This is a genomic window from Actinoplanes awajinensis subsp. mycoplanecinus, from assembly GCF_001509495.1.
GTDB lineage: Bacteria > Actinomycetota > Actinomycetes > Mycobacteriales > Micromonosporaceae > Actinoplanes > Actinoplanes palleronii.
In genome coordinates, this window is the sequence record NZ_LLZH01000288.1 from 48487 (window position 1) to 74425 (window position 25939).

The following is a 25939-nucleotide window of genomic DNA, read 5'->3' on the forward strand; positions in this document are numbered from 1 at the left end:
GTCAGAGCGTCTTCCCTGGTCGGCTTCCCATCCACCCGGTGGCGAAGTCGACCAGCTCGCGTTGCGGCATCAGCCGGGCCTCGGCCTCACCGACCGTCCCGACCGTGACCGCGCCGGTCGCCTCGAAGGCCGCGCCAATTTCATCGAAATCGCTCACGTCCTGATCCGCCGCGACCCAGGTCGCCCAGTAGGCCGTGCCGTCGCGCCCCCGCACCGACGAGCCGTAGTCGGCCATCGGCGCCAGCTCCTGCCGGCTCTCCGCCAGATGCAGCGACGAGTTGCGGTGGTGCCCGCATCCGAGCAACAAGACTTTTCCGTACGAACGGTAGACCGCCCCCACCGGCGACCGTTCGCCGAACGGCTCGTCCAGCGGATGGTCGTCGGTCATCGCCGTCGCCCGCGCCCCGAGCGCGGCGAACGACACCTGCGGATGCTCGCTGCGCCGGGCGCCAGGCCAGCAGCGCACCGTCTCCGGCAGGATCCCCACCCACTGACTCGGGGTGCGCAGCGGATCGAACCCGGGACTCTGCGCGCGGATGATCGGCCACCAGTCGGCCGGCACCGGCGGTTTGCTCCAGTCCACCGGGTCGGTGTTGGACGGTGTGTGCGTCGGTACGACCAGGGTGCCCTTGCGCCCGAGCACGTCGAGCAGGGCCTGCACCACCGCCTGCACCCCGCCGGCCACGAACCCGATCGCCCGCACCGAGGTGTGCACCAGGACGGTGTCGCCGGCCGCGAGCCCGAGGCTGCGCAGATCGTCGGCGAGCGAGGCGGCGGTATGGGGTTGATCCTGAGTCACCGGGCAAGTATGTCGATGACCGGCTGGTCCGCGCTCGCTACTTTCGGCACGTACCGGGAGATCGGGAAAGGACCAACGACCCTGCTGGCCAAGACCCCGCGGGATCAGGATGATATCGATGGAAGGAGGTGGCGATGGTCATCGTGGTGCTGTTGTGGCTGGCCGCGGTCGCCACCGGCGTGTGGGCGATCTGGCCGGTCGCCGCGTCGTCCTCGTCGCCGGCTCCCGCCGCGCCGCCGGAGCCGCTGCCGGCTCCGGTCAGCCTCGAGGGTGTGCTGGCCGGTCAGGTGATCCGCCGGGAGATCACGTGCGGGCAGTACCGGCGGGCTCTGGAACGTCTCGCGATCCGCGACGACGAGCGCCACCCGATGTCGGTTCCGGACGACTCAGCGGGCTGACGCTGGGTGCCGACGGCTCAGCGGGCTGAGGCGAACAGGTCGAGCATCTGTCGTTGCTGGGGGAGCGACGCGGTCCAGTCGGCGTCGGCGGCCGTCCAGCGCAGCAGGTAGGAGCGCTGATCGGTGACCGCCACCAGCACCCGGCGCTCGTGCCGGACGGTGTCCGAGTCGGGCCGCCAGGTGTACTCCCAGTCCGCGGCGCCACGCTTGAGCAGCAGCACTCCCATGCTGATCCGCTCGTACCCGGGCAGCGTCCCGGCGGTCCGCGCGGCCTTCTCCCGGCCCTGCCAGTACGCCAGCGGCCGCTGGGTGACCACCGGCGAGACGTTCACGCTGAACGCCCGGCGCCCCTGCGCATCGCTGAAACAGACCTCGTTGCCGCTGGTCGAGCGCTGCCACCCGGCCGGCAGACCGAGCGCGAACCCGGACGGGTCCCGGAACCAGATCCAGCCCTTCGGCAGCCCGGCCGGCGCGAACGTGGTGGCCGCGACGACCGGCCGCGGGTCGGCGCCGAAACCGCAGGCGTCGAGGGGCGACGCCACCAGGGCGGCCGGTGCCGCGGGCGGCGCGACGACCCGTACCTGCTGGTCCGGGCCCTGGCGGCTGGCGGCCAGCGCGGCACCGCCGCCGGCGAGCACCAGCAGGGCGCTGCCGGCCAGCACGAGCCGGCCCCGGTACGGCTTGCGGGCGCGCCGGACCGCGGGCGGGCCGTCCATGATCGCGCGGAGGCGCGACTCCACCTCGGCGGACGAGGGGCGCTGCTCCGGATCGCGGCGGAGCAGGTCGAGCAGCAGCGGGGCGAGCGGCCCGGCCAGCTCCGGCGGGTCCGGCGGCTCGGTGAGCAGCGCGCGGATGGTGGCCGCGGCGTCGCCCCGGCCGTGCGGCGCCCGGCCCTCGACGGCCGCGTAGAGCGTCGCGCCGAACGACCACAGGTCGGACGGGACACCGGCGTCGCCGGTCTCCAGCCGCTCCGGCGCGATGTAGCTGGGCGAGCCCAGCCGCGGATCCGGCCCGGTGTCCGTGTCGCCCAGGGTGGCCAGCCCGAAGTCGGTGAGTACCACCCGGCCGTCGTCCGTGAGCAGCACGTTGTCCGGTTTGATGTCACGGTGCAGCACCCCGGCGTCATGTGCGGCCCGCAAGGCCGCGAGCATCTGCAGGCCGATCTGAGCGGCTTTGTCGTACGACAGCAGCCCGTCGTCCTGCACGACCCGGTGCAGCGACCGGGACTCGACGTACTCCATCACGATCCAGCAGTGGCCCTGCCGCCACACCACGTCGAAGACCTTCACCACGCCGGGGTGGTCGAGCCGGGCCGCCGCCCGGGCCTCGCGCATCACCTGTGCGACGAGCCGGGCCTCGGACGGCACCCGGATCTCCTTTACCGCGACGGTACGCAGCAGCAGATCGTCCTCGCCCCGCCAGACCCGGCCCATCCCGCCCGTGCCGATCACTTCGAGGAGCCGGTACCGTCCGCCCACCCGATCGTCGGTCCTGTCCACGCCGGCCATCACCACTCTCCGAATCCCTCGCTCTTCGGGTATTCGGAGCCGCGACGGCCGTGGATGGGTGCTGTTTTCCTATCCGGCGCCGCCCGCGCTCACCACCTCGTCCGGGTTGATCGGGCCGAGGAAGCCGAAGATCACCACGGCGCGGTAGTAGACCCAGGCCAGGGTGTAGCAGGGCGGCCGGGCCGCGACGGCGTAGGTCGCGCACTTGCGCTTGAGGTCGGCGTAGAGCGCCACGTCGATCCGGTCCTTGGCGGCCGGGGTGAACGCGCCCGCGTCCTTGTAGTTGCGGTAGCCGAAGTCGTGCCGCCAGCAGGCCAGGTGGAAGTCGTAGCCGAGCGGCCGGTCGGGGCTGGCCGAGCAGTAGTCGGTGCCCCAGTCGAAGTGGTAGTCCGCCCACTCGTCGCGATTCTGCCGGGCCGCGTTCCAGTCCTGGTAGCTGCCGGCACCGGTCTGGGTGAACGAGGCGAGGACGGTGAGCCGGTCGGTGGCGGTCGCGGCGTAGGCGGGACCGGTGAGGCCGAGGGTGACGGCGGCGACGGTGGTCAGGGCGGCGAGACTGCGGCGTACGGACAACCGGACCTCCCGGTGACGAAGGGCCACCCAGTCTCGCCGTGCCCGGGGATCGCAGGCATCGGTTACCGTCAGTGTTTGCCACCGGCGTGGAATCCGACCCGTACGTGCGGCGGCGCGTACCGTGGGCGCCGGAGGTGTTGATCTCGATGACCGGCTGGGTCGAGCACGTGGTGTGGTGGCATGCCCACCCATTGACGTTCCTGGGTGCCGAACGTGACGCGCTGCCACCCGGCGCACCCGCCGTGCCACGGTTGCGCGCGTTCGAGCCGTGGCTGGACTACCTGGTCGAGCTCGGGTGCAACGGCCTCGCCCTGGGCCCGGTCTTCGCCTCCGCCACGCACGGCTACGACACCGTCGACCACCTCCGCGTCGACCCGCGGCTGGGCACCGAGGACGACCTGCGACGGCTGCTCGACGAGTGCCGCCGGCGCGGGATCCGGGTGCTGTTCGACGGCGTGTTCAACCATGTCGGCCGGGACTTCGGACCGTTCCGCGATGTGCTGGCGAACGGGCGCTCATCGTCGTACAAAAATTGGTTTCGCCTTGATTTTGATGGTGATGGCCCGGACGGTTTCGGCTACGCCGACTTCGAGGGGCACCGGCACCTGGTCGCGCTCAACCACGACGAGCCGGCGGTGGTCGACTACGTCGCCGAGGTGCTGCGGCACTGGCTGGACTTCGGCATCGACGGCTGGCGACTGGACGCCGCCTATGCGGTCCCGTTGCCGTTCTGGCACGCCGCGGTCGGCCGGGCCCGGGAGAAGCACCCGGACGCCTGGTTCGTCGGCGAGGTGCTGCACGGCGACTACCCGGCCTGGGTGAGCGACGGCGGCCTCGACTCGGTCACCCAGTACGAGCTCTGGAAGGCGATCTGGAGCAGCCTCAACGACCTGAACTTCTTCGAGCTGGCCTGGGCGCTGGAACGCCACGACACGTTCTCCGCGACGTTCGCCCCGATGACCTTCGTCGGCAACCACGACGTGACCCGGTTGGCCAGCGCGCTGACCGAGCCGCGGCACCTGGGCCTGGCGCTGGCCGTGCTGTTCACCGTCGGCGGCGTGCCGAGCGTCTACGCCGGCGACGAGCAGGCGTTCCAGGGCGTCAAGCGGGACCGTGAGTTCGGCGACGACGAGGTCCGCCCGCCGTTCCCGCCCGCGCCGGCCGACCTCGCCGCCTACGGCTGGCCGACCTACCACCTGCACCAGCAACTGATCGGTCTGCGCCGGCGGCACCCGTGGCTGCACCGCGCCACGACCAGGAAGTTGGTGGTCACCAACAAGCAGTTAGCGTACGAATCGGTCGCGCCGGACGGCGCCCACCGCCTGATCGTCCTGCTCAACGCGGCGACCGAACCCTACGACTTCGACGTGACCACGAGCGGCCCGCTGCACGTGGTGTCCTCCCACGACGGCACCGACCACGGCACGTCAGTCCCCGGCCCCGGCTGGTCGGTGCTCGAACCCGCCTGATGGAGGACCTCGACCTGACGCCGTACACGTACCTGAGCGCGCCGCTGCCCATGCTCACGGTCGGCTGGCTGGGCCCGGAGTACGGCGTGCAGGGCGGAACGGACGCACCCCTGACCGCCGGCGAGCTGGACCAGCTCCGGACCCGGTCCCGGCGGATCGTCAGCCTCTGCCTCGGCTGGCACACCTGCGAGTTCTGCCTGGCGGCCGACGGCAACGGCGAGTACCACTACTACCTGCCGGACGGGCGGATCTACGCCGCACCCATGATGATCGTGCACTACGCCGAACAGCACGGGTACCGGCCGCCCCCGGACCTGCTGGAGGCCCCGCCGCCGCAGTGGGACCGGCGCGCCGAGCAGCTGTGCGCCCTGCTCCTGGACGAAGCGGCGGACGTCGGGTGGCGGGCCGCAGCGGTCGAGGAGCTCGGGAACTGGCTCGATCGCCGGGCCTTCGACGCGCTGATCCAGGTCATGCGGGCCGGCGGTGAGCTGCTCGTCCTCACGGGCATCGACCTCGGTCGCGCGCTGGCCGGCTTCGTCCCGCTGGGCTACCTGGACGACCTGGACCCGGCAACCCTTGATCCCGGGGTCCGGCACGGGATCGACCTCGCCCAGGCGGAACAGAACGGGCGATAGCCTGCTCGGGTGACGATTCAGCTGGTTCCGCGGTTTCCGGTGGACGATCGGGAGCTGAGCGGGCTGCACGCCCGGGCGTTCGGCAGTGACCCGGCCGCGGTGCGGCCGTGGGCCGCGCGGCTGGAACGGCACGCGCTCACCTGGATCGGTGCCTTCGACGGCGACCGGCTGGTCGGGTTCATCCAGGTCTGCTGGGACGGTGGTGCGCACGCGTTCCTGCTGGACACCGCCGTCGACCCGGACCAGCAGCGTCGGGGGATCGGGATCATGCTGGTGACGGCGGCGGTCGACGAGTCCCGCGCGGCCGGCTGCGAGTGGCTGCACGTCGACTTCGAGCCGCACCTCGAGCACTTCTACCTGGAGCAGGGCGGCTTCCGGAGCACGCCGGCCGGGCTGATCGCGCTCTGACCGGCGGGTGCCGTCAGCTCTTGTGGCCGCACCCGTCGACGGACACGGGCTTGGCGCAGGCGCGCAGGGTGCTCCAGCCCAGGATGCCGGTGACCGCGTCGTACTTGTCCTCGATCTGCAAGCCTTCGTCGGTCAGGTCGCAGGCGTGGATGCCCTGGTCGTGCCGGCTGTTGCGCATCTTCACGACGTTGACTGCCCGCCCCACCCCGTCGCAGAGCTCGATGTAGCGGATCTGGATGACGTTCTGGAACAGGAACATCAGCCCGACCAACGGCTCGGTGATCGGGCCGAAGGTCCGGGTCTCGCTGGTCACCCACAGCGAGGCGCCCGAGGTGCGGATCAGGCCGAGCAGATTGCGCAGGTAGGCCGGGAAGCGTTCGGTCTCGCGGGCCGCGTTGACCATCTCGGCCAGGCTGTCGATCACGATCCGGCGGGTCGTGCCGTCGGCCAGCCCGTGGCGGGTGACCGACGACAGGCCGTCGAGGTCGAGGTTGCCCATCGGCACATGGGAGATCACGAGCCGGCCGTCGTTCCGGGCGGCCTGCAGGTCCCAGCCGAACTTCTCCGCCGTGGTGAGCAGTTGGTCGGCGGTGTCCTGGAAGCTGATGTACAGGCATCGTTCGCCCTGGGTGATTCCCTCGGCGATGAAGCGGAGCCCGGCGATGGTCTTGCCGACGCCGGACGGGCCGAGCAGCAGTGTCGCGTCGGTGCGGGGAATCCCGCCGTCCATCAGTGTGTCGAGGCCGTTGATGCCGCTCGGGATCCGGCCCTTCTCCGGGACCACCTCCGGCGGGAGCATCGACTCGATCCGGGGGTGCACCTCGAAACCGGCGCCGGTGATGTGAATCGTGTGCGCGCCGGCCAGGTGGGCGGCACCGCGCATCTTGATCACGCGGAGCCCGCGCCGGTCGATCGGCTCCCGGGGCTCGTAGGACAGTTGCAGGATGCCGTCGGCCAGGGCGAACTCCACCCCGGTGAGCATCTCCTCGGCGGTGTACTCGCCGAGCAGCAACAGGACCGTGCCGGCCTGGGCGACCCGGCTGTTCAGGTCGTAGAGCGCCATCCGCAGGTCGTGCTCGCTGACGAAGTCACGCAGCATCTTCACGCTGTCGATGACCACCACGGCCGGTTGGTCGTCGAAGGACTTGCGGACCACCTCGTCGACCAGCGGAGTGAGGTCGTGCTCGGCGCTGTGGCGCAACATGTCACCGAGGTGGACGTACTCGACCCGGGTGCCGAGGTGCTCCGGTTCGAAGAAGTCGAACCCGCTCAGATGGTCGACGAGCTTGCTGTGCGGCTCCGACAGGGTCGTGTAGTAGATGGCCTTGTGCTCCGGGGTGGCGTTCGCGAAGCAGATCTGCTGCGCCATGATGGTCTTGCCGGCGCCGGGCGGCCCGGCGACGACGATCACCGACCCGCGGTCGAGACCGCCGCCGAGCACCAGGTCGAGATCTGCCAGCCCTGTCGACATCCGGGTCACCGAGCTCCACGTCCCCTCTGCAACAGGTCTTGGGCGGCTGCCAGCAGGGTCGCGGTCAGGCAGGGCTTGGTCAGCACGATGTCGGCTTCGCCGGCCAGTTGTGAGTCGCCGCTGACCGACAGGACCGGGATCGCGGCGGTGGCTGGGTCCTCGCGCAACCGGCGGATCAGCTCGGCCCCATCCATGATCGGCATCATCATGTCGGTGATCACCAGGTCCGGCGCCCAGTCGCGGACGGCGGCCAGGGCCATCGCTCCGTCGCCGGCCTCGGTCACCTCGTGACCGGCCTTGGCGAGGATGCGCCGGTGCATGAACCGTATGTCGGATTCATCGTCGACGACCAGGACCTTGCTCATCGCACGTCCGTCCTCCAGGCAGCGGTCGGCGTTGTGGTGCCGCCAGGGGCTGGAGCGACGGGTCGTTCACGCCTCGGCGAGGTGTCCGGCCCTCCCGAGACTGGCACAGCTGTCCGTCCGGCGTGGGGATACCCGCCGAACCCGGCGGAATTTACCCGACGAAGGCCGGACAGGCAGTAAGAACAGCCCGAAAGGCCATCCGCGCCGGTGTGATGGGCGAGGCTCGTGCACGGATCACTGATTCGCGCCCGCGGGGCCGGCCCCTATTATTTGATCTTGGCCGGCCGGGCGCCCGAGCGCCCCGCACCCGTACCTGATCGGAGTTCGATGTTCCCCCGCAGCACACCCGGACCGTCCCTTCTGCGCGGCGCGACGCAGCGACGGCTCGGCCGTCGCGACGCGCTCCGGCTCGGCGGTCTGTCCGCGTTCGGCGCGGCGCTGGCCGCGTGCGGCGTGCAGGGCACCGGCGTGCCGGCGGCGAGCGTGGACGCGGGCACCCTGGCCACGTTCTGGCAGGGCAAGACGCAGCACGGCAAGCTCGACTTCGCGAACTGGCCGCTCTACATGGACCCGAAGCGGCCCGAGCTGGCGAAGTTCACCGAGCAGACCGGCATCGAGGTGAACTACCAGGAGGTCATCCAGGAGATGGGCCCGTGGTTCGCCAAGGTGCAGCCGCAGCTGTCGGCGAAGCAGTCGATCGGCTTCGACCTCATGGTGATCACCAACGGGATCCAGTTCGGCCAGTTCCGCGCGGCCGGGTTCCTGGCGCCGCTGGACCACGCCCAGCTGCCGAACTTCACGAAGAACGCGGGCGCGAAGTACACCGGCGAGACGTTCGACGAGGGCAACGTGTTCAGCGTGCCGTGGTCGTCGGGGATCACCGGCATCGCCTACGACCCGGAGAAGACCGGCCGGGAGATCACCAGCCTGGCTGACCTGTGGGACCCGAAGTTCACGGGCAAGGTCGGCATGATGTCGGACGTCACCGAGCTGGGCAACTTCGGTCTGCTGGCCGCCGGGATCAAGCCGGAGGACTCGACCGAGGACGGCTGGCGCAAGGCCGCCGCCCTGCTCAAGAAGCAGCGGGATGCCGGCATCGTCCGCAAGTACTTCGAGCAGGACTACGTCGACGCGCTCGGCAGCGGCGAAGTGTGGCTCACCCAGGCCTGGTCCGGCGACGTCTTCCAGAAGAACCTCTCGGACGGCACGAACCTCAAGTTCGTGATCCCTGAGGAGGGCGGCACGATCTGGACCGACAACTTCGCCATCCCGATCACCGCGGCCAACCCGGTCGACGCCCTCAAGATGATCGACTTCTTCTACGAGGTCGAGAACGCGGCGGCGCTGGCCGAGTACATCAACTACGTCTGCCCGGTGCCGGCCGCCCAGGCGCAGATCACGAAGGACGCGGCGGCGCTGACCGGCTCGGACCGCACCGAGATGCACCAGGTCGCGGCGAGCCCGCTGGTCTTCCCGAGCGAGGCCGACTACGCCAAGCTGCACTACTACGTCGACTTCAACACCGCCGAGCAGCAGCAGACCTTCTCCTCGATCTTCGACGCGATCATCCTGGGCTGACCGGGCACCGCCGCCGTGGTCGCGCGGCGGCGATACCGGCGCCCGCAGGTCAGCCGCCGGTGATGGACCAGTGCCAGGCCTCGGCGGGCAGGTTGACGAAGCCGTACTCCTTGGCGTGCACGGTCAGCCACTTGAAGGCCGGTGTCTTCGACGAGATGGTCTTGCCGGCCGACGAGATGTCCACGGCCAGGCCGATCTCGTGCAGGGAGCGGCCGGGGATCGCGGTCGGGACGCGGCAGGACGAGGCGGGCGCGGTCCAGACGTCCGGGCAGCCGTTGATCGTACGCAGTTCGATCTGTCGTTGCGTGGTCCGGAAACCGCCGCCGGAGATCTGGACGCCGTCGGCCCGCGCGTCGTCGACCATGCGCTTGAACGCGAACGCGACCGTCTTGTTCACCGTCACGCTGTAGACCAGCGTGGTGTCGGTCGCGGCCTTGAACGCCGGCCGGATCTGCGCGACCACGTCCCGGCTCAGCGTGCCGGCCTGGGTCGCCAGGGCCGCGGCGGCGGGCAGCGCGACGTACGCCTCGCGGGTCTTGGCGGCGGCCGCGGTGGTGAAGCTGACCGCGGCGGTCGCCTTGGTGAGCCGGGCCGCGGCGGTTCTCACCTCGGCGCGGGCGAGGGTGAGCGCGGCGGCGTACCGCTGGTACTGGAGTTTGCGGGTGGTGACCGTCTTCGTCGCCGCGGTGACGGCGTTGGTGGCCTTGGTGACGGCGGTCGCGCTGCGCGGTTTGAGCTTGCCGGCCGTACTCAAATTGGTTCTTGCCGCGACCAGGGCCTTGCGGGCGGCGGCGTGCCGGAGGCGGGCGTTGGTCTCGGCGGTGACCGCCGCGGTCAGGGTGCTCTGCGCGGTCGTGCCGGCCTTCGTGGCCGCCGCGGCCTCGGCGGTCCACGTGCTGATCGCGGCCTTCTGCCCGGCGTAGGTGGTGCGCATCGCCGCGGCCGTCGCCTCCCGGGTCAGGCTGCGGTACATCAGGCCGGACCAGGAGGCCGCCGCCGTGGCCGCCTTGGTGGGAGGGGCCGTTGCCGCCTGCGTCGGTGCGGGCGTGCCGAGCGCCGAGGCCACCGCCGTCAACGCGATGATCGCGGCGGCGGACTGTCGTCGAGTTCGCTGTCGTGTCGTCACCCGGCGACTGTCCGTGCCGGCGGGTGGGTGCTCGGTTCCTGTCCGGGTCCGATCAGGTTGCGGCGGACCACCGCCTCCCCGGCGGCACGCACCCCGGACGGTCAGTTCGGCGTGAACAGCCCCTGGATCCCGACCAGGATCGCGATCACTCCGAAGACCGCGATCACCAGTGGCCAGCCGCCCGGCTCACCCGGCCCCGGCGAGTTCAGCACCCGGCGACCGGTCAGTTTCTCCCAGGTCAGCAGCAGTCCGACGGCGAGTCCGACCACCTCGAAGTGCCAGATCCGCCCGTCGAACAGGTGCACGATCAGCCAGAAGCCGGCCGCGACCAGCGCGACGATGCCGATCAGCCAGGACCAGCGGGCCACCCGCTCGGTGAACCGCTCCAGGCCGCCGCCGACGTTCGGGATCCGGCGCAGCAGCGGGATGCCGAGCAGCAGGCCGCCGAGTATGTTGGCGAGGTCGAGCAGAAGGGCCATGGCGGAGAGGGTAACGGGAGCGCTCCCACCCCGCTACACCAGGCTTAACCTCCGGTCCGCGACGCCGATCCGGATCCGCTGGCCCCAGGAGAGCTCCAGGGCGTCCGACTCCAGGCCGTCGGCGAAGACCACGAGCCGCTCGCTCTCGCTGGTCAGCTCGAGTTCGCGGCCCGGCGCCAGGAGGCCGGACACCTCCAGGACGCCGGTGGCCGGTGAGGGCCAGGCCTCTCGTACGAACCAGCACAGCGCCGGGTCACCCGGCCCGGGCAGCGCCGGAGCGGCCACCCGGTCCCGGGCGATCGAGGCGCACCAGCCGGTGGCGCCGGTGCCGGTCCCGACGATCAGCCCGGACGACGACTGGCGCTCCCGGGCGCCGTCCGGCGTGGTGATCACGTACCGGGCCGACTGGTGGCCGGCGTGTCCGACATAGATCTCGTTGAGACCGGACAGCTCCTGGCCGTCGTCGAGTCGTGCGACCACCATGGTGCGTTCCTGCGTCCGGGTCCGGGTCTGCAGCAGGGCGCCGACCGCGGCGGCGGGGTGCCGCACCAGCACGCCGGGGTTGCGCCCGGGCTCCGGGTTCACGCCGATCACCGGCTGGCCGTCCAGGTACTTCGCCACGTTCGCGACCAGACCGTCCTGTCCGACCGCGACGATGACGTCCTCGGGGGCGAACAGGAAGCGGGGCAGGTCCGTACGCTCGACGTGGCCGCGCCGCCAGTCGGCCGGGACCGCCGCACCCACCTCGGTCACCGCGGCCCGCTGCGCCTCGTGCCGCGCGGTGACCTCGTCGAGGTCGCGCCCGCGCTGCTTCAGGAAGTAGGCCGCGGCGCCGCGGGTGCCGTGCCGGGCGAGCAGCTCGTCGAGCTCGCTGCGCCGCGACACGACCACCACGCGGGGATTCAGAGAACTCATCCGATCCGGCCGATCAGCTTGGTCAGCAGGTCCGGGGTGACCGTCAGCTCCTTGATCGCCGGCAGGTGCTGTGCCAGCTCCTTGAGCGCCAGCGCCTGCAGCACCTCGGGCGGCAGGTCCCGGTACGCCGCCAGCCGCGCCGCCTCGGCCTCCGCCTCGGCCAGCCCGACCACCCGGGTGCCGGCCGCGCGGGCCTCGTCGCGCAGCCGCACCGCGTCCGCCTCGGCGCCCGCCGCCAGCCGGGACTGCTCGGCCGCGCTCCGCACCGCGACCAGTTCCGACTCGGCGTCCAGCTCGGCACTGCGCCGGGCGTTCGCGCCGTTCTGCTCGACCAGGTGCTGCTCCTGCTTGGCCAGCTCGATCTTGCTCTGCAGCTCGTTCTCGGCGATCGAGCGTTCCTGCTGGACGGCGTGCGCCCGCCGGGCGTAGGTGGCCCGGTCCGCGTCCTGCTGCACCTTCTCCCGGGTCGGGGTCTGCAGCGCGCGCTCCAGGTCGGGCTCCGGCCGGATCGCCACCACCCGGGCGCTGACCACGGTCACCCCGGTCTCGGCCAGCCGCGGGTCGGTGGCCAGCGCGTCCGCGACCGACTGCCGCACCGGCGCGATCCCGGTGGTCAGCGCCTCGGCCAGGGGGAGCCGGGCGATCAGGTCGAGCGCGGGCTGCTGGGCCAGCTCGGCGAGCAGGGTGGCCACCTGGTCGAGCGGCTGCCCGGTCCAGCGTCCCCGGTACGGGTCGATCGAGAAGTCCAGCCGGGACGCGGCCGCCGCCGGGTCGCTGACCCGGTAGGTCACGGTGGCCTGCACGGTCACGTCGGCGAAGTCCTCGGTACGGGCGTGGAACAGCAGCGGCAGCTCCCGGTCGTCCACCGGCACCTCGGAGAGCACCGCGGTCAGCGGCCGGTACCAGAACGCCAGCCCGGTGCCGGAGCGCTTCGCCTTGCCCTGGACGGTGTGGCTGACCCAGCTGGTCGGAGCCGACCGCAGGTGTCGCAGGTGCAGTCGGCGCTTGATGTCAGCCATCGAGGAGTCCTTCCGGGGTGGATCGTTTTCGTCATGGTGACGATAAAGGGTCGTGGTTATTATCGTCAACATGACGCTATACATGGCGGCCGTCACAGTTGATCTCGTGTTGCTCACCATCCGGCGGGGCGCGCTGCAGGTGTTGCTGGTCCGCCGGGGCATCGAGCCGTTCCTCGGGCAGTGGGCGCTGCCCGGCGGCTTCGTCCACGACGACGAGGACCTGGACGTGGCGGCGGCCCGGGAGCTGCGCGAGGAGACCGGAGTGGACCCGACCGCCGGGCACTTCGAGCAGCTCGCGACATACGGCACCCCGGGCCGGGACCCGCGCGGACGGGTGGTGACCGTGGCCTACCTGGCCCTGCTGCCCGACCTGCCGGCCCCGGTGGCCGGCAGCGACGCGGCACACGCCGAGTGGCGCCCGGCCGACGACCCGGGCCTGGCCTTCGACCACGACCGGATCCTGGCCGACGGCGTCGAGCGCGCCCGGGCCAAGTTGGAGTATTCACCCCTGGCCACGGCGTTCTGCCCGCCCGAGTTCACCGTGGCCGAGCTGCGCGGCGTCTACGAGACGGTCTGGCGCACCCGCCTCGACCCCCGCAACTTCCACCGCAAGGTGACCACGGCCGAGGGCTTCGTCGAGCCGACCGGCCACAGTGTCACCCGCGACCGCGGCCGCCCGGCGCAGCTGTTCCGCCGCGGCCCCGCCACCCTCCTGCACCCCCCACTGCTGCGGCCTTGACCCGCATTTTTTCGGTACGGATGCGGAGCGCCCGTCCGTAGGCCACGAGCCGAGGGCCGAGAGCGCGCCACGGTCCGGTGACCGCGCGGCCTCGCGGCGGGGTCCGGTGTGGGGGATGGCGAGGTGTAGCAGCCGTCCGCATCGGCCGAAAGTCGTAGAACCGCGCCGGGAGCCCCGACCGACGGCCGATGCCCGGCGGCCCCCGGACGAGAAGGATCGGTTGCATCGACACGCCATGCTGCATCGAGCATGCGTTCGGCAACGGGGGAGGAACAGATGTCGGTGGTCGCGGAGCATCCGGTGGAGTCGCAGGAGGAGGTCACCCCGCCTCGGTGGGTCCGGCCCCCGTCCTCCCGCCGCGTCGTGGCCCGGGCGGTGCAGTTCGTCGGCGCGACCGGCGCCGTCTTCTCCGTGCTCCCGCCCCGGCACCACCACTTCACCCTGCTCGCCGACATGATCCCGACCGCCGGGATGATCACCGCTCGGGTGGCCGCCGCGGTGGTCGGCGTCCTGCTGGTCTACCTCGGCGCCGGGCTGCGTCGCGGCAAGCGCCAGGCCTGGCAGCTCGCGCTGATGCTGTCACTGCTCAGCGTCGCGCTGCACGTGGTCAAGGGCGGCCTGGTGCCGACGATCTTCGCGGGCGCGATCGCGGCGCTGCTGGTCGCCGAGCGCGACGAGTTCACCGCGGCCGGCGACCGGCGCAACCGGTGGCGGGCGGTGCGGGCCTGCCTGACGTTCCTCGGCGCCGGTTTCGCGCTCGGTGTCGCCGAGATCGCTGTACGGGTCAACCGCCTCGACGGCCACTCCGGCGTGCTGAGCTGGGCCGAGCACGCCGGCCTGGGCCTGATCGGGGTCACCGGGCCGGTCCACTTCCAGTCGCCGGTCGGCGCGCTCACCGTCTCGGTCACCACCGGGGCGTTCGGGCTCCTGGCGTTCGGCTCCGGGGCGCTCCTGCTGCTGCGCCCGAGCACCGGGGAGCAGTCCTGCCCGGTCGCCGACCAGACCCGGCTGCGCGAGGTGCTCGACCGGCACGGCGACGGCGACTCGCTCGGCTATTTCGCGCTGCGCAGTGACAAGCAGCTGGTCTGGGCGCCGTCCGGCAAGGCCGCGGTGGCGTACCGGGTGGTCAACGGGGTGAGCCTGGCCTCCGGTGACCCGCTCGGGCTGCCGTCGGAGTGGCCGCGGGCGATCGGGCAGTGGCTGGCCGACTGCGCCGAGCACGGGTGGACGCCGGCCGTGCTGGCCTGCGGGACGGCGGGTGGCCGGGCGTACCAGAAGGCCGGGCTGGACGTGATCGAGCTGGGTGACGAGGCGATCGTCGACGTGGCCGGGTTCTCGCTGAACGGGCGGCCGATGCGCGGCGTCCGGCAGGCCGTCGCGCGGATCCGCCGGGCCGGGTACACCTGCACGATCCTGCGGCAGCGCGACCTGCCCGCGGAGACCCTGGCCGAGGCGATGAGCTGTGCTAACGCGCTGCGCGACGGCAAGGTGGAGCGCGGTTTCTCGATGGCGCTGTCCCGGCTCGGCGACCCGGCCGACGGGGACTGCCTGCTCGCGCTCTGCCGCGACGAGGACGGCGTGCTGCGCGGGGTGCTGCACTTCGTGCCGTGGGGCCGGCGCGGCATGTCGCTCGACCTGATGCGCGGCGACCGGACCGCGCCGAACGGGCTCACCGAGCTGATGGTGGTCTCGGCGATCGAGGCCGCGCCCGGGTTCGGCGTCGAGCGGATCTCGCTGAACTTTGCGGTGCTGCGCTCGGTGTTCGCCCGGGCCGAGGAGCTCGGTGCCGGTCCGGTCATCCGGCTGTGGTGCCGGATCCTGCGGGCCGCCTCCAAGCTGTGGCAGATCGAGTCGCTGTACCGGGCGAACGCCAAGTACCTGCCGGACTGGGAGCCGCGGTTCCTCTGCTTCCCGTCGGCCCGGGACCTGCCGCGGATCGCGATCGCGGCGCTGAGCGCGGAGTCGTTCCTGCCCGCGCGCGGCACTCCGGCCGCATGAGCCTGGTAGGCATCCCGCTGATCCTTCTGACCGCGCTGCTCGCGGTGGTCGCGGTGGTCGCGACCGTGCGCGGCTGGCGGCTTCTTCCGGTACGGATCGTCGGGCTGATCGCGGTCGAGGTGCTCGTGGTGGCGTGCCTGGGCCTGATCGCCAACCGGTCGGAGAGCTTCTACCCGTCCTGGCAGGCGCTCGGCGGCGACACCGGCGCGGCCGTGGTCACCCCGACCACGGCCGGCCGCCTCGACGCGGCGCTGCACGCGGCCGGCGCGATCGACTGGTCACCGCCCGAGGCGGCCCGCTGGCAGACGGCCGTCCCGCCGGTGCTGATCGTCCCGCCGGACTACGCCGAACCGGCCGGGCGCTCGTTCCCGGTGCTGGTGGCGCTGACCACCCGGGCCGACGCGGCGCAGGTGGAGCGGACCGCCGCCGCGACACCGGGCGTCGTGACCGTGCTGCTGGTGCCGACCCGGGCCACCACGGCCGCGACTCTCGGGACGTTGGGCGACAGCCTCAGCCGGGACGTCCGCAGCACCGCGAGCGTGGCTCTGCTCGCCGACCCGCCCTGGGCCGCCCTGGCCGCGTCCTGGCCGGGCCACCCGGTGGTCACTCCCGGACACACCGCCGCGGCGTTCGCGTCCGCCGTCCGAGACCTGCCGTCGCCGCTGGCCGCACCGCAGCGGCTGCCGTCCCTCACCGACCAGGGGAGTCCGTCGTGACCATCGACTCACCGGCGACGGTGCTCCTGGCGATCGCCGTCGTGCTGGCGGTCACCGCCGGGCTGGCCCTGCTCTGGGACCGGACCCGGGTGCCGGCCCGGATCGCGCTGGTCGCCGTGGTCGTCCTCAGTGTCACCGGGACGGCCGCACTGGAGCTGAACCGGCTCACCGAGACGTATCCGCACTGGGGCGACCTGGTCGGCGACCCGGACGCGCCGCTCGCGCTGCCGGTGCTGCCCGGCGCCGGACCGTCGGCGAGCGTGCCACCGGTGTCGGGCCCGCCCGGCAAGGGGAAGATCGTGACGTACCAGGTGGCCGGTGCGGCCGGCGGGATGAGCATGCCGATGAGCGTGTACCTGCCGTCGGAGTACTTCACCCGCCCCGACCTGCGGTTCCCGGTGATCGAGGCGTTGCACGGCTATCCGGGCACCCCCGAGTCGTGGATCCGCCGGCTGGAGATCGCCGGGAACCTGGACCGGGAGATCATCGCCGGGCGGATGGTGCCGACGGTGGTGCTGCTGCCGTACCAGACACCGGATCGGCTGCTCGACACCGAGTGCACGAACATGACCGGTGGGCCACAGACCGAGACGTACCTGACCCAGGACGTACCGAAATGGGCCCTGGACCACCTGCGGATCCGCAGCGATCGCGCGGCCTGGGGTCTGACCGGCTATTCGGCCGGCGGTTTCTGCGCGATGAACCTCGCGCTGAAGCATCCCCAGCAATACTCCGCGGCCGCGAGCCTGTCCGGTTTCGCCGACCCGGGCATCAAGGTCGGCGACGGCAGCGAGAAGACCACCAACAACATCGCCTGGCGGCTGACGCACCACCCGCAGCCCGACCTGGCCCTGTGGATCGGCTGGGCCGAGGACGACCGCAACGCACGCGTCGGGTCCCGCCAGATCGCGCGGCTGGCGAAGGCGCCGCTGACCGTGGTCACCGCGATCGTCCCGCGCGGCGGGCACAGCCACGCGGTGTGGCGGCAGATGGAGGGCCCGGCCTTCGACTGGCTCTCCGCCCAGCTGGCCCGGCCCGCTCAGGCGTAGTGGTCCAGCACCCGCAGCGCACGCAGGGTGTTCCAGCGGCTGGGCGCGCCGTCCGCCTCCTCGTCGAGGGCGAACCAGACCTGACCGGGATGGGTGTTCTCCAGCGGCCAGGTGCCGTCCGGTCGCTGCTTGGCCCGGACCAGGTCGAGGGCCTCGCCCAGGCGCTCGTCCGGCTCGGCCCCGGTGGCCCGGAAGTAGTCCAGGGCGCGCAGAACGTCATATCGCCATCGCGTCGGAAACGAAAATTCAAGCCATTCCGGTACGACCACCGCGCCGGTGCTGCGTCGCCGGAACAGTCGTCGGCTCAGCAGGTACTCCTCGCCGCGCCGACGGGCCTCGATCGTCGCCGGGGTGCCGCCGGTCGCGTTCTGGTACGCCAGCAGCCCGTCCAGCACGCAGAGGGTGCTCGCGAACGAGGAGACCACCGACCCGTTCTCGGAGTAGCAGTTCCACCCGCCGTCCTCGAGCTGCGCCCCGAGCAGCCGTTTCAGCACGTCCTCGACGTCGTGGCCGAAGTAGGCGCCGATCTCGACGACCCGCCCGTTGACGCAGGGCTCCACCTCGCCGAGGAAGAACAGCTCCCCGTTGTACTCCCACCGGGCGTTGTCCCGCGCCCGCTCCACGGCCCGCTTGACCCGCTCGTCGGCCGGGTCGACGCCGAGGCCGGTCAGCAGCTGCAGAGTGTGCAGCGTGGACGTCCAGGGCTGACCGAGGTCCTCGTCGGTGTCGTCCCGGTCGAACCAGCCGCCCGGGAAGCACGCCCCGCCGTCCCACTGGCCGTCGTCGCCCTGGCAGTCGAGCAGGCGTGCGCCCCAGCCGGCCCGGGCGATCCGGGCGCGTTCCGCCGCGACCTCCGCCTCCGGCGCCCGTACCAGGTCGCGGAGCACCTGCCAGCGGATCGCGGGGTCGGAGTCGAGCAGCCAGTCGAGCACAGCCATGCGGGCGACCCTAACCCCGTACCGGTCGATCCGCAGCGCGGGTGATCTCCGGCGGCCGCCGCTGGGCTAGCATTCGCCTGGAACTTTGTTCCGGATCGGCAGGGGAGCGGATTGAGCGGGGACACGACCGGCGGACGGCGGGTGCGCGCCGACGCGCAGCGCAGCCAGGACGCGCTGCGGGCGGCGGCCAAGGAGGTGTTCGCGACCTCCGGGGTGCACGCGCCGGTCCGCGAGATCGCCGAGCGTGCCGGGGTCGGCCTGGGCACCGTCTACCGGCACTTCCCGCAACGGTCCGACCTGATCACCGCGGTCTTCCGGCACGAGGTCGACGACTGCGCGGCCTCGGCCCAGGAGCTGGCCGCCACCCACCCGCCGGTCGAGGCACTGGCCCTCTGGCTGGACCGGTACGTCGAGTTCATCGCGACCAAGCTCGGCCTGGCCGCGGCCCTGCACTCCGGCGATCCGGCGTTCGAGTCGCTGCCCGGCTACTTCGACAAGCACCTGCGCCCGGCGCTCGGCGCCCTGCTCGACGCGGCGGTGGCGGCCGGCGAGATCCGCGACGACATCGACCCCGGCGACCTGCTGCCGGCGGTGGCGAACCTGTCGCTGCCCGCCGAGGGCGACCCGGCGCACACCCGCCGGATGGTGGCCCTGCTGATCGATGGTCTGCGCTACCGCCCACGGGACTGAAAATGTCGTAGGGGCGGCCTATCTTGGCGCCGTGACCGATGAGTGGGACGTGATCGACTGGGCGCGGCTCGACGGCGCCCACGGCCCGGCGACCGAGGCGCCGGCGATCCTGCGGGCCATCGCCTCACCGGATCCGGAGGCCGCCGGCGAGGGCCGGTTCGCGTTCTACTCGAGCCTGCACCACCAGGGCAGCGTCTATCCGGCGACGGTGGCGGCCATTCCGTTCCTGGCCGACCTGGCGATGCGCCCCGGCGTGCACGGCCGCGACGAGCTGCTCGACTCCCTCGGGCTGCTCTGCGCGCCCGGCACCTCGTCGGCCGGGACCCGGGCGGCGGTCGCCGCGGTGAGCGACCGGCTGCGCCCGGCCCTGCACGATCCGGACGTGGCGGTCCGTGAGGCCGCGGTGTCCGCCCTCGCCCGCAGCGGCCCGGCACACGGGTTCGCGCTCCGGGAGCGCTGGGCCGCCGAGACCGTGCCGCAGATCCGGGCCGCCCTGCTCTGTGCGATGGCACTGCACGAGCCGGTCCCGCCGCCGGCCTGCTGCGCGCCGCGATGGCCGAGCCGTTCCCGGTGCCCCTCGCGGCGGCCGGCCTCCTCGCCCGGGCCGGTGTCGCGCTGAGCGCCGAGGAGACCGCGTTCGCCGCGGCCCAGCTGGACGTCGACGAGCCGTGGGACAGCCCGTGGCGCGAGCGCGACCTCATCGACCTGCTCGACGCCGCCGGCGCGGCCGCCCTGATCGACGCGCTGGTCGCCCGGCCCGCCGCCTCCGCGCGTGTGCGCGCCGCCCGGTGCCTGGCGGCCCGGTTCCGGAGATGGCGGTCCGCCCCGGCCGCGCTGATGGACCGGCTGGTCCGGCTGCTCGGTGATCCGGACCCCGCGGTGCGGGAGGCCGCGGCCGGTGCGGCGTTCGAGGCGGGCCGGGCGGCGGCCGCGGCCGCCGACCAGCTGGCCCTGATCGCCGCGGAGTCGACCACCGCGTGGGACGTTCTGCTCCGCCTCGGCGATCCGCGCGCCGGCGCGGCCCCGGCTGGGGCCACCGCCCGGCCTGCCGTGCCGGAGCGGGCCGCGGCGTTGCCCGGCGCCGCTGCGGAGTCGGCGCCCGGTGCTGGGGATGCGCTGGTGCCTGGTGCCGGTGCGGCGCTGGTGGCCGGGCTGTGGCGGGTGCTTCGCGAAGGAGCCTGGTGGGCGGGGCCGGATGCGGCCCGGGCGCTGTGGCGCGCCGGTGTGCCGGCCGGCGACCTGATCCCGCCGCTGCTGGCCATGATCACCGATTCGCCGCGACCGGCGGAGGCGGTGACCGTGCTGGCCGAGATCGGGGCGGTGGCGGCCGTCCCGGCGCTCCGGGAGCTGGCCGAGCGAGACGAGCGGGTGATCCAGAGCGGTCAGCCGGACCATGTCTGGCGCGACGACGAGCTGCGTGATCATTTGCGGTCCGCCAGCGCCGATCTCCAACGGCGCAGGGTGGAGTCGGATACGCCCGATTAGGTGTCGATAAGACGACTTTCGCCGGGCGGGATCGAACCGGAGGGGCCGGTTGTGGTGTTCTCTCCGGCGAGCATGTAGGCCATCAGGGGGAGCGATTCAGATGACTCAGGCGTATCCGCCATGGGGTGAGCCGCAGCCGAGCGGAAACCCGGCGCCGCAGCCCGGATTCCCGCAGGCCCCGCCGGGCATCCCGCCGGCCCAGCCCGCGTTTCCGCAGGCCCCGCCCGCGTTTCCGCAGGCCCCTGCGGGTTTTCCGCAGGTGCACCCGGATGTTCCGCAGGCTCAGCCCGGCGGCTACCAGGGTTACTACGACCAGCAGCCGCCCGCCCGTCCGGGCTATTACCAGCAGCCGCCACCCGGATATCCGGCGACGGGCGCCACCGCCATCGCGATCACCATGCGGTACGCCCCGATCGCGTTCCTGCTCGGCCTCTTCACCCCGGTGCTCACCGTCAACGGCCAGCCCGTCCCGGTCGCCTGGAAGCGCCCGGCCGTCCTCCCGGTCGGCCCGGGGCAATATCACGTGCACGCCCACGTGCCCTATCTGATCCCGACCCGGATCGGCAAGGCCGACCTGGTGGTGAACATCGGCCCCGGCCAGACCGCGGACCTGGAGTACCGCGCCCCGCTGATCGCGTTCCTGCGCGGCGCCCTGGGTCCCGCGCCACAGCGGTACCCGGGCATGGCCGCCGCCGTCGCGATCAACGTGATCGCGCTCGTCGCCGTGATCGTCGGAGTGTTCGGCGTGGTCAACGGACGGGGCGGCGCCGGCGGGCCGGACTTCTCGCTGCCGACCGGCAAGACCCCGGCGATCGGCCACCTGCCCGACAACAGCGTGCCGAGCTTCCCGGTGGACCCGTCGTTCCCGGCGGTGCCGACGTTCCCGGGGCAGGAACCCGAGTCCACGCCGACCACCGCCGCACCCGCCGCCGGGGAGCCCGTGCTGCGGCCCGGTGCGACGGTCCGCAAGGTGGCCGGCGCGACGTTCACGGCGGGGGAGAAGTCCTACACGATGGCGTTCAAGGGCTGGCCGTTCGCGTTCCGGACCCCGCCGACCTGGGGCTGCATCGGCGGCAAGATCGACCTGCCGGACACCCTGGCCTGGGTCTGCGTCAACGAGCAGGACTCCAGCGGCGGCGAGCGGACCGGCATCATCCTGCGCCCGTGCCCGGCCGCCTGCTCGGTCGCGACCCGGCAGAAGATGGACAAGGAGTGGTTCCTGGAGACCGCCGGGCTGAAGCGGGTGAACGCCGTCACCCAGTTCCGGCAGACCGCGAAGAACGCCAAGGGCAAGTACCAGCTGGAGTTCAGCCACTTCTTCACCGACCCGGCCACCAAGAAGAAGTACCAGGTCGGGGTGGACGCGCAGGCGCTGCCGCTGAAGAAGTCCTCGGCGCAGAAGGTGGTCAACGACATCTTCTCGCAGACCACCTTCTGAGCCGGCCGGCGCGCCGCGGGTCCTACGGCGTGGGTGCGGTGCGCCGGCGGCTGCGGTAGGCGCGCATCGACATCTGCGAGTTGCAGGCGGCGCCGCAGAACTGGCCGGACTGGTTGCGGGTCTTGTCGAAGAAGCCGGCGTGGCAGGACGGGTTCTTGCACAGCTTCAGCCGGGGCCACGCGCCGCGCGCGGACAGGTCGGCGGCCGCGGCCAGCACGGTGCCGAACACGCCGGGGATGCCGGTCTGCGACGCCTCCGCGGTGACACCGTCCACGGTGACCCGCAGGACGACCGGGTAGCGCACCGCGACGGCGCGCAGGTACGCCTCGGCCTCGGCGGCTGACGCGTCCCCGCAGCCGCAGTGCACCCGGAGGATGTCGGTGAGCGCGTCTCGCAGCTCTCGTGCGGCCGCCACGTCGGCGCCGGTGACCGGATCCGCCACGGTCAGGCCCGCGCCGGCCAGCCACGCGGTCAAACCGGGGACATCGTCGAGCTGGTCGACGCGTCCGTTCTCGCTCGGCCGGGTATTGACCAGGGTGAGCAGTAGATCGGAGGTCACGCGCTCGCTGGACATGTCACCTCCCGTTACCTGTTACTGCACGACGGAGGCAACTCTAGCTCAGGTTCGTGATCAAATAGTCAGGCGTTTGCCGCAAACTTGGTTCGCAGCTAACGTCGGAGCCGTAAGTGCGGCAACCGAGAGGAAAATGAAATGAGCAAGGTTCTATTGGTACTCTCCGGTGCCCGAGTGTGGAGCCAGCTGGACGGGACGCAGCACCCGACCGGTTTCTGGGCCGAGGAGTTCGTCGCCCCGCACCGGATCCTGATCGGGGCCGGCCAGGACGTCACCATCGCCACCCCGGGTGGCCGGGTGCCGGTGGTCGACGAGCGCAGCCTCGACCCGGCGGCCGGTGTCGACGAGGCGGCTGCGGCTGACTTCCGGTCGTATCTGGCGGAGGTCAAGGGGCTGCTGGAGAGCCCGGTGCGGCTCGAGGACGTGGACCCGGACGAGTTCGACGCGGTGCTGATCCCGGGCGGTCACGGCCCGATGCAGGACCTCGCCGTCGACCCGGACGTGGCGCGGATCCTCGGCACGCTGCTGCCCGACCAGAACAAGGTCGTCGTCTCGCTGTGCCACGGGCCGGCCGCGTTCCTGGCCGCCGGTGACAGCGACGGCTGGCTGTTCAAGGGCCGCAAGCTGACCGCGTTCACCGACGAAGAGGAGCGGCAGGCCGGCCTCGCCGCGAAGGCGCCGTGGCTGCTCGAGGCGCGACTGCGCGCGGCCGGCGCCGAGTTCGAGTCCGGCCCGGCGTGGGGGCCGTACGTGGTCGTCGACGGCAACCTGATCACCGGGCAGAACCCGGCGTCGGGCGCCCCGTCGGCCGAGGCGCTGCTCAAGGCGCTCGCCGCCCGCTGAACCACCGCACGATGAAGGCCGGCCGCGGATCGACTCCGTGGCCGGCCTTCAGTGCGTACAAAATAGGTCTTTGGGTTCCGGAACCTCGGGGCGGTCACCGCGCTGACCTGGTCTTTCGTCCCCGGTACCGGTTTCGTGGCATTGACAGTAATTAACGGCCCGTTCACAGTGGCGGGCAAGAGAGCGCTTTCACTCGGCCGTCCCCGCCGTGAAACCGCCTCGAAACAAGGCCGGCGCCGGCCCCGCTCCCCCGCTCCCGGACGGAAAGGCTGCTCGACCATGCGCAAACGTCCCCTCATGGCAGCCGCGGCAGCTGCCGCGCTCGTCACCTACCTGCTGGTCGCCGCCACCGCGGCCAGCGCCGCCGACACCCTGTTGTCGCAGGGCAAGACCGCGACCGCCTCGTCCTCCGAGTCGGCGGCATTCCCGGCCGCCAACGCCGTCGACGGCAACGGCGGCACCCGCTGGTCCAGCGCGTTCAGCGACCCGCAGTGGCTGCAGGTCGACCTCGGTGCCAGCGCCACGATCACCTCGGTGGTCCTGGACTGGGAATCCGCCTACGCGAAGTCCTTCACCGTGCAGGCCTCGGCCACCGGCAGCTCCTGGACCACGCTCTACAGCACCACCACCGGCGCCGGCGGGCGGCAGACCCTGACCGTCAACGGCACCGGCCGGTACGTGCGCCTGAACACCACGGTCCGGGCCACCCAGTGGGGTGTCTCGCTCACCGAGTTCCAGGTGTTCGGCACCGGCGGCGGGGGTGGCGGCACCACGCCGACCATCCCGCCGGGCGCGGTGCGGGTCGCCGAGTTCCTCGCCGACTGCCCGTTCACCCACCGGCTGCCGGACGACCCGATCGTCTTCCCGAACCTGCCGGGCGCCTCGCACATGCACAGCTTCTTCGGCAGCACCGTGACGAACGCGTCCACCACTGTCGACCAGCTGCTCAACGCGAACAGCAACTGCAACCCGTCGATCGACAAGTCGTCGTACTGGATCCCCACCCTGTACCGCGACAACGTGCCGGTCGAGCCGGTCACCGGGATCTTCTACTACCTCGGTGAAGGGGTCAGCGACGCGCTGATCGCGCAGACCCAGCCGCTGCCGCTCGGCCTGCGGATCGTGGCCGGCAACGCCAAGGCCACCGGTCCGGAGGACAACACCATCGCCCGCTGGTCGTGCCTGGCCGCCGGCGAGGTGAACCCGTCGCACGACTTCGTCAACTGCCCGACCGGGGCGATGCTGGAGTCGTACCTGGACTTCCCGCACTGCTGGGACGGGCGGAACCTGGACTCGGCCGATCACAAGAGCCACATGGCGTACCCGGTCGGCAACGCCTGCCCGGCCAGCCACCCGGTGGTGGTGCCGAAGCTGCGGCAGGTCATGCGGTACCCGATCACCGGCGACCCGGGCAAGCTGCGGCTGGCGTCCGGCCCGGGATACACCATGCACGGCGACTTCTTCAACGCGTGGCCGGTGGACGAGATGGCCCGCCGGGTCAACGACTGCATCCGGATCATCGTGAAGTGCGGTGCCGACGGCCGGGCCTGATGACCTGGATTGATCAGTTACCTTGATCATCTCCGCGGGGGCGACGTAGGTTGCCCCCGTGGAGATTCCGTCGATCAGTGACCTGACCCGTCAGCAGCACGCCGCCTCGTTCGGGGCGGCCGCCGACGCGTACCGGCGAGGCCGGCCGCCGTACCCGCAGTCGGCCGTCGAGTGGCTCGTGCCGGAGACCGCCCGGGACGTCGTGGACCTCGGCGCCGGCACCGGGAAGTTCACCGAGCAGCTGGTCGCGGCCGGGTTCGAGGTGGTCGCGGTGGAGCCGTCCGCCGGGATGCGTGAGCAGCTGGCGGCCGCGGTGCCGGGTGTGGCGGTGCACGGCGGCACGGCCGAGCACATCCCGCTGCCGGACGCCTCGGCCGACGCGGCGGTGATGGCGCAGGCGTGGCACTGGGTGAAGCCGGAACTCGCGATCCCGGAGATCGCCCGGGTGCTCCGGCCCGGCGGCACGCTCGGCCTGGTGTGGAACATCCGCGACCTGACCGAGCCGTGGGTGGCCGAGCTGGACGACGTCATGCACGAGCACACCCGCGAGGAGATGGACACGGCGCCGGAGCTGGGCGGGCCGTTCGAACAGCTCGAACGTACCGAGATCCGCTGGCAGCACACGCTGACCCGGGCCGAGCTGCTGGACATGGTCGCCTCGCGCAGCTACGTGATCGTGCTGCCCGCCTCGGAGCGCGACGAGCTGCTCGGCAACGTCGCGGAGCTGCTCAACTCCCACCCCGACCTCGCCGACCACGAGGAGCTCACCCTCCCGTATGTCACCCGCTGCACCCGCGCGGTCCGGCGATAGACCGCTTCGGCTTTCGACCGATCTTTTTCGGTACGAATGAGGAGCGGCCGTCCGCAGGCTACGAGCCGAGTCCCGTGATGGTCTCGCGCGACGCTGCGGCCCGCTCCGGACCGCGGCGCGCCTGCGGGTCCCGGCTGGGCCACAGGGGTGTCTCCGCGACGCGGAGACACCCCTGTGAGCCAGCCAAAGTCTGGGGGCGCGGCTGGGCCTCGGGTGGTGCGGTCTCGCGCAGCCTCACGGGCGGGACCCGGCTCGTAGCCTACGGAGACCCTGTTGGTTAATTTGTGGGTGTGCCGTTTCCGTTGGTGTATCGATAGATTGTGGGGTTATGTCGATGCAGCCGAAGCCGTGGCCTGAGGTTCCG

General features: G+C 72.0%; 27 protein-coding genes. 16 read left to right on the forward strand and 11 right to left on the reverse strand.

Annotation, left to right across the window (positions count from 1 at the left end; all coding sequences use genetic code 11):
- Position 1: 1 nt before the first annotated feature.
- A complete protein-coding gene (locus tag ADL15_RS31865) occupies positions 2–799 on the reverse strand; it encodes an aminoglycoside N(3)-acetyltransferase (RefSeq protein ID WP_067698911.1) in 798 nt (265 codons plus the stop codon).
- A 134-nt stretch (positions 800–933) separates the two neighbouring features.
- Here ADL15_RS31865 and ADL15_RS31870 point away from each other — a divergent pair, with 134 nt between their 5' ends.
- Positions 934–1197 (forward strand): hypothetical protein, encoded by a 264-nt coding sequence (locus ADL15_RS31870; RefSeq protein ID WP_067698954.1) that lies wholly within the window; start codon positions 934–936, stop codon positions 1195–1197.
- A gap of 17 nt (positions 1198–1214) precedes the next feature.
- Here ADL15_RS31870 and ADL15_RS55790 read toward each other — a convergent pair whose 3' ends face one another.
- Positions 1215–2696, reverse strand: a complete 1482-nt coding sequence (locus ADL15_RS55790) for a protein kinase domain-containing protein (RefSeq protein WP_232344612.1) — start codon at positions 2694–2696, stop codon at positions 1215–1217.
- A gap of 78 nt (positions 2697–2774) precedes the next feature.
- On the reverse strand, positions 2775–3305 hold the full coding sequence (locus ADL15_RS31880) for a phospholipase (RefSeq protein ID WP_232344614.1): 531 nt from the start codon (positions 3303–3305) through the stop codon (positions 2775–2777).
- A 59-nt stretch (positions 3306–3364) separates the two neighbouring features.
- Between ADL15_RS31880 and ADL15_RS31885 the strand changes: the two genes are divergently transcribed.
- The 3 genes from ADL15_RS31885 to ADL15_RS31895 are packed head-to-tail and all read left to right on the forward strand — an operon-like array spanning position 3365 to position 5790.
- Positions 3365–4747 (forward strand): alpha-amylase family protein, encoded by a 1383-nt coding sequence (locus tag ADL15_RS31885; RefSeq protein WP_232344626.1) that lies wholly within the window; start codon positions 3365–3367, stop codon positions 4745–4747.
- Positions 4747–5382 carry a DUF7919 family protein gene (locus ADL15_RS31890; protein WP_067698913.1) on the forward strand — a complete coding sequence of 212 codons (636 nt, stop codon included), beginning with the start codon at positions 4747–4749 and terminating at the stop codon, positions 5380–5382. The genes ADL15_RS31885 and ADL15_RS31890 overlap by 1 nt, the downstream gene beginning before the upstream one ends.
- Positions 5383–5391: 9 nt before the next feature.
- Positions 5392–5790: a GNAT family N-acetyltransferase gene (locus ADL15_RS31895; protein ID WP_067698914.1), complete on the forward strand. Its 399-nt coding sequence runs from the start codon at positions 5392–5394 to the stop codon at positions 5788–5790.
- Positions 5791–5803: 13 nt separating this feature from the next.
- On the opposite strand, the gene ADL15_RS31900 is transcribed toward ADL15_RS31895, so the two are convergent.
- Both ADL15_RS31900 and ADL15_RS31905 read right to left on the reverse strand, forming a co-directional pair.
- Positions 5804–7261 (reverse strand): RAD55 family ATPase, encoded by a 1458-nt coding sequence (locus tag ADL15_RS31900; RefSeq protein ID WP_232344628.1) that lies wholly within the window; start codon positions 7259–7261, stop codon positions 5804–5806.
- Between the two features lie 5 nt (positions 7262–7266).
- Positions 7267–7626 carry a response regulator gene (locus tag ADL15_RS31905; RefSeq protein WP_067698918.1) on the reverse strand — a complete coding sequence of 120 codons (360 nt, stop codon included), beginning with the start codon at positions 7624–7626 and terminating at the stop codon, positions 7267–7269.
- A gap of 327 nt (positions 7627–7953) precedes the next feature.
- On the opposite strand from ADL15_RS31905, the gene ADL15_RS31910 reads away from it, so the two are divergent.
- Entirely contained in the window at positions 7954–9204 is a 1251-nt protein-coding gene (locus ADL15_RS31910) for a polyamine ABC transporter substrate-binding protein (RefSeq protein ID WP_067698920.1), read from the forward strand.
- A gap of 49 nt (positions 9205–9253) precedes the next feature.
- Here the strand turns inward: ADL15_RS31910 and ADL15_RS31915 are convergent, their stop codons facing one another.
- The 4 genes from ADL15_RS31915 to ADL15_RS31930 form a co-directional block, all read right to left on the reverse strand.
- Positions 9254–10330, reverse strand: coding sequence for a M15 family metallopeptidase (locus ADL15_RS31915; protein ID WP_232344630.1), 1077 nt, complete (start codon positions 10328–10330; stop codon positions 9254–9256).
- Between the two features lie 101 nt (positions 10331–10431).
- Entirely contained in the window at positions 10432–10809 is a 378-nt protein-coding gene (locus ADL15_RS31920) for a hypothetical protein (RefSeq protein WP_067698923.1), read from the reverse strand.
- A gap of 33 nt (positions 10810–10842) precedes the next feature.
- Positions 10843–11724 carry an NAD(+)/NADH kinase gene (locus ADL15_RS31925; RefSeq protein ID WP_067698925.1) on the reverse strand — a complete coding sequence of 294 codons (882 nt, stop codon included), beginning with the start codon at positions 11722–11724 and terminating at the stop codon, positions 10843–10845.
- Positions 11721–12743 (reverse strand): SPFH domain-containing protein, encoded by a 1023-nt coding sequence (locus tag ADL15_RS31930; protein ID WP_067698927.1) that lies wholly within the window; start codon positions 12741–12743, stop codon positions 11721–11723. Before ADL15_RS31930 ends, ADL15_RS31925 begins: the two co-directional genes overlap by 4 nt.
- Positions 12744–12813: 70 nt before the next feature.
- Here ADL15_RS31930 and ADL15_RS31935 point away from each other — a divergent pair, with 70 nt between their 5' ends.
- The 4 genes from ADL15_RS31935 (at position 12814) to ADL15_RS31950 (ending at position 17245) form a co-directional block, all read left to right on the forward strand.
- Positions 12814–13482 (forward strand): NUDIX hydrolase, encoded by a 669-nt coding sequence (locus ADL15_RS31935; protein WP_067698929.1) that lies wholly within the window; start codon positions 12814–12816, stop codon positions 13480–13482.
- Positions 13483–13758: 276 nt separating this feature from the next.
- Positions 13759–15480, forward strand: a complete 1722-nt coding sequence (locus tag ADL15_RS31940) for a phosphatidylglycerol lysyltransferase domain-containing protein (protein ID WP_083971994.1) — start codon at positions 13759–13761, stop codon at positions 15478–15480.
- Positions 15477–16196 carry a hypothetical protein gene (locus tag ADL15_RS31945; RefSeq protein WP_067698931.1) on the forward strand — a complete coding sequence of 240 codons (720 nt, stop codon included), beginning with the start codon at positions 15477–15479 and terminating at the stop codon, positions 16194–16196. The genes ADL15_RS31940 and ADL15_RS31945 overlap by 4 nt, the downstream gene beginning before the upstream one ends.
- Positions 16193–17245 (forward strand): alpha/beta hydrolase, encoded by a 1053-nt coding sequence (locus tag ADL15_RS31950; RefSeq protein WP_067698933.1) that lies wholly within the window; start codon positions 16193–16195, stop codon positions 17243–17245. The genes ADL15_RS31945 and ADL15_RS31950 overlap by 4 nt, the downstream gene beginning before the upstream one ends.
- Here ADL15_RS31950 and ADL15_RS31955 read toward each other — a convergent pair.
- On the reverse strand, positions 17236–18183 hold the full coding sequence (locus tag ADL15_RS31955) for a hypothetical protein (protein ID WP_067698935.1): 948 nt from the start codon (positions 18181–18183) through the stop codon (positions 17236–17238). The genes ADL15_RS31950 and ADL15_RS31955 overlap by 10 nt on opposite strands.
- Before the next feature lie 111 nt (positions 18184–18294).
- Here ADL15_RS31955 and ADL15_RS31960 point away from each other — a divergent pair, with 111 nt between their 5' ends.
- From ADL15_RS31960 to ADL15_RS53355, 4 genes are all read left to right on the forward strand, one after another.
- Complete coding sequence (locus ADL15_RS31960) at positions 18295–18873, forward strand: TetR/AcrR family transcriptional regulator (RefSeq protein ID WP_067698937.1); 579 nt, start codon at positions 18295–18297, stop codon at positions 18871–18873.
- 31 nt (positions 18874–18904) lie between these two features.
- Complete coding sequence (locus tag ADL15_RS31965; RefSeq protein WP_067698939.1) at positions 18905–19492, forward strand: hypothetical protein; 588 nt, start codon at positions 18905–18907, stop codon at positions 19490–19492.
- Positions 19426–20358, forward strand: a complete 933-nt coding sequence (locus ADL15_RS31970; RefSeq protein WP_067698941.1) for a hypothetical protein — start codon at positions 19426–19428, stop codon at positions 20356–20358. Before ADL15_RS31965 ends, ADL15_RS31970 begins: the two co-directional genes overlap by 67 nt.
- Positions 20359–20458: 100 nt before the next feature.
- A complete protein-coding gene (locus ADL15_RS53355) occupies positions 20459–21796 on the forward strand; it encodes a hypothetical protein (RefSeq protein WP_157441725.1) in 1338 nt (445 codons plus the stop codon).
- Between the two features lie 22 nt (positions 21797–21818).
- On the opposite strand, the gene ADL15_RS31980 is transcribed toward ADL15_RS53355, so the two are convergent.
- Complete coding sequence (locus ADL15_RS31980; RefSeq protein ID WP_067698945.1) at positions 21819–22370, reverse strand: CGNR zinc finger domain-containing protein; 552 nt, start codon at positions 22368–22370, stop codon at positions 21819–21821.
- 138 nt (positions 22371–22508) lie between these two features.
- Between ADL15_RS31980 and ADL15_RS31985 the strand changes: the two genes are divergently transcribed.
- From ADL15_RS31985 to ADL15_RS31995, 3 genes are all read left to right on the forward strand, one after another.
- Entirely contained in the window at positions 22509–23213 is a 705-nt protein-coding gene (locus tag ADL15_RS31985; RefSeq protein WP_067698947.1) for a type 1 glutamine amidotransferase domain-containing protein, read from the forward strand.
- Positions 23214–23510: 297 nt separating this feature from the next.
- On the forward strand, positions 23511–24764 hold the full coding sequence (locus ADL15_RS51905; RefSeq protein ID WP_083971996.1) for a DUF1996 domain-containing protein: 1254 nt from the start codon (positions 23511–23513) through the stop codon (positions 24762–24764).
- 58 nt (positions 24765–24822) lie between these two features.
- On the forward strand, positions 24823–25575 hold the full coding sequence (locus ADL15_RS31995) for a class I SAM-dependent methyltransferase (RefSeq protein ID WP_083971998.1): 753 nt from the start codon (positions 24823–24825) through the stop codon (positions 25573–25575).
- Positions 25576–25939 lie beyond the last annotated feature (364 nt).